This window comes from Deltaproteobacteria bacterium (assembly GCA_005879795.1).
GTDB lineage: Bacteria > Desulfobacterota > Binatia > DP-6 > DP-6 > DP-6.
The window spans coordinates 1-3047 of record VBKJ01000242.1; the positions used below are offsets into that span (position 1 = coordinate 1).

Annotated in this window: 2 protein-coding genes; one reads left to right on the forward strand and one right to left on the reverse strand. The window is 73.4% G+C overall.

Annotated features, from left to right (window positions below; genetic code table 11):
- Positions 1-1419, reverse strand: a 1419-nt coding sequence (locus tag E6J59_19565; GenBank protein TMB16013.1) for a hypothetical protein, incomplete at its 3' end; no start/stop codon positions are given.
- A 358-nt stretch (positions 1420-1777) separates the two neighbouring features.
- Here E6J59_19565 and E6J59_19570 point away from each other — a divergent pair.
- Positions 1778-3047: TolC family protein (locus E6J59_19570; protein ID TMB16014.1), on the forward strand; the 1270-nt coding region annotated here is incomplete at its 3' end.

The following is a 3047-nucleotide window of genomic DNA, read 5'->3' on the forward strand; positions in this document are numbered from 1 at the left end:
CGACTCCTGCACGCGCACGACGTGCCGCGGCACACCGAGGTGGGTCAGCAGCCGCACGAAGAGCTCGATCGAGGTCTCGAACTCGGACGGGATCGCCTCGTCGGCGCCGAGCCGCTCCAGCTCCTCGATCTCGCCCACCCGGCGCACGCGCACGAGGATGCGCGCCGTCGGGTTCGTCTGCCGGAGCTGCGAGACGATCCGGCGCGTGGCTGCCGGGTCGCCCACCGCGACCACGGCCGCGCGCGCCCGCTCGGCCGCCATCTCCTCCAGCACCGCGCGCCGCGAGGCGTCGCCGAAGCGCACCGGCATCCCTTCGCGCCGCCCGGCCTCGACCGCGTCCGCCACCAGGTCCACCGCGACGAACGGCAGGCCCGTTTCGCGGAGCACGCGAGCGACGGCCTGGCCGGTGACGCCGTAGCCGACCACGAGCACGTGGTCGGCGAGGTCCGGCGCCCCGCCCCCGGCGGGTGCGGCCGCGCCCACGAGCGCGAGCCGTCGCGCGGCGCGCATGAGGAAGGGCGTGGCGGCCATGGTCAGGATGGCGGCGCCGAAGAACGCCTGCGCGAGCCCCTCCGAGATCACGCCTGCCACGCCGCCCTGGCGCGCGAGCACGAACGAGAACTCGCCGATCTGCGCCAGGCCGAAGCCGGTCAGGAGGGCGAGGCGCGCCGAGCGCCAGAGCACCGCGACGATCGCCGCGGTGAGCGCGCCCTTGAAGAGCACGGCGGCGACCATGCCGGCCAGCAGCATGGGCTCGCGCGCGATCGCCGCGGGCTCGAAGAGCATCCCGATGCTGGTGAAGAAGATCGCGACGAACGCGTCGCGGAGCGGGAGCAGCTCGGCGAAGACCTGGTGCGCGTAGCGGCTCCCGGACGCGAGCCCGGCGAGGAAGGCGCCGATCGGCAGCGAGAGCCCGAGCCGCGCGGCGCCGAGCGCGGTGCCGAAGGCGACGACGAGCGCGGCCAGCGGGAAGAGCTCCGGCGTGCGGGCGCGCGCCACGAGCGCCAGCGCGCGCGGCAGCACCGCACGTGCCAGCACGAGGACCGCGGCGAGCGCGGTCGTGCCCGCGAGGAGGGCCGCCGGCCAGGAGAGCCCGAGCGCACGGAACCCGAGCGCCGTCGCCCCCACCGTGCCCGCCACCTGCAGCGTCCCGCTCGCGATCATGCGGGGGAGGATGCGCCGGAGCCGCTCGAGCGAGAACTCGATCCCGACGCCGAAGAGGAGGAGGGCCACGCCCAGCTCGGCGAGCTCGCCGATCGCCTCCGAGTGCGACACGAGAGCGAGCCCGCCCGGCCCACCAGCACGCCCGCCACCAGGTAGGCGAGGATCGCCGGCAGCCCGAGCGCGCGCCCGGCGATCAGGCCGGCGGTCGCGACGGCGAGGAGGACGATCACGTCGGCGAAGAAGAGCACGCCGCATCGTAGCGCATCGCGTCCGCTCCTCGACACGGGCGGCCGGCGCCTCGGCGCCGGAGATTGTCAACCTTCGTGTCAGGCCGTTCGTCAAGAACCTGGATGAGGCCCGGCGTGATGCCTGAGACCATGCCTCCCGCCCGGCGCCGGAAATGCCGGATTGACAGGCCCGCCCGCGCCCGGCAGGTTCCGACCAGCCAGTCAGTAATCTAAATGTCAGCCCCCGCCGTCGCCCTCCAGCCCGTGCCGCGCTGCGGCGAGCGCCTCCCCATCGCGGACCTCCCGCGCGCCGCGGAGTCCGTCTTCACGCGGGAGGCGATCGCCGCCGGTCGCGTGCGGCGGGTCCTCGGCCGGAGGCCGACGTGATGCGCCGGCGCCTCGCGGTCGCCTTCCTCGCGCTTCCGGCCCTGGCCCGGGCCCAGGAGCGCAAGACGCTCGAGGAGTGTATCGAGATCGCCCTCCGCCAGCAGCCGACGCTCCGGGCGGCCGCCGCGACGGTCGCCGCCGGCCGCGAGCGCGTGTGGCAGGCGGCGGCCGCCTACCTGCCGCAGGTCTCGGCGAGCTACCTGGCGAGCCGCCGGCACGCGAGCTCAAGCTCGCTCATCGGCAGCGGCGGGCTCGAGAAGAAGGCCAATACCTTCCCCTTCTACTCGACCGGCGCGACCCTCTCGCAGGTGCTCTTCGACTTCGGCCAGAACCTCGAGCTCATCCACGCGGCGCAGGCGTCGGCGGAGGCGCTCGCCGCCGACGCGGACACGCAGCACGACACGGTCGTCTTCAACGTCCAGCAGGCGTACTTCATGCTGCTGGCCGCCTACCGCCTCCGCGACGTTGCGGAGGAAACCGTGGTGCAGAACCAGAAGCACCTCGACCTGGCGGAGGGCCGCCACGACGTCGGCCTGGCGCCCCGCATCGACGTCACCACCGCCCAGGTGCAGCTCGCCCAGGCGGAGCTGAACCAGCTGACGGCGCGCAACAACGTCTCCCTCGGGCGGGAGACCCTGCGCAACACGCTCGGCCTCCCGGGTCCCCTCGACTTCGACATCGTGGACTCGCTCGAGCAGCCACGGAGCGAGGTCAGCGACGAGGAAGCGCTCGACCTGGCCTACGCCAACCGCCCGGAGCTGCGGAGCCTCGCGGCGCAGGAGCGCGCGGACATCGAGCGCATCAAGGCGATCGAAAAGGACTACCTGCCCAAGCTGGCGCTCAACAGCAACGTCACGTGGAACGGCTCGACCTATCCGCTCCAGCAGAGCTGGATCTTCGGCGGCCTGGTCAGCCTCTCCGTCTTCAACGGCGGGCTCACCAGGGCGCAGGTGGGGGAGGCGAAGGCCAACCTCGAGAACCTGCGGGCGACCGAGGACGGCACCCGCAACAACGTGACCCTCGAGGTGCGGCAGTCGCTGCTCAACCTGCGCCAGCAGGCCGAGAGCATCGGCGTGGCGGACAAGGGGCTCGAGCAGGGACGGGAGAACCTGTCGCTGGCCGAGGGCCGCTACAAGACCGGGGTCGGAAACATCATCGAGCTGACCGACGCGCAGGTGGCGCTGGTGAGCGCCGAGGCGAGCCGCGTCCAGGCGCTGGTCGGCTATCGTACCGCGCTCGCCACCCTCGAGCGCTCCACGGCGCATCGCT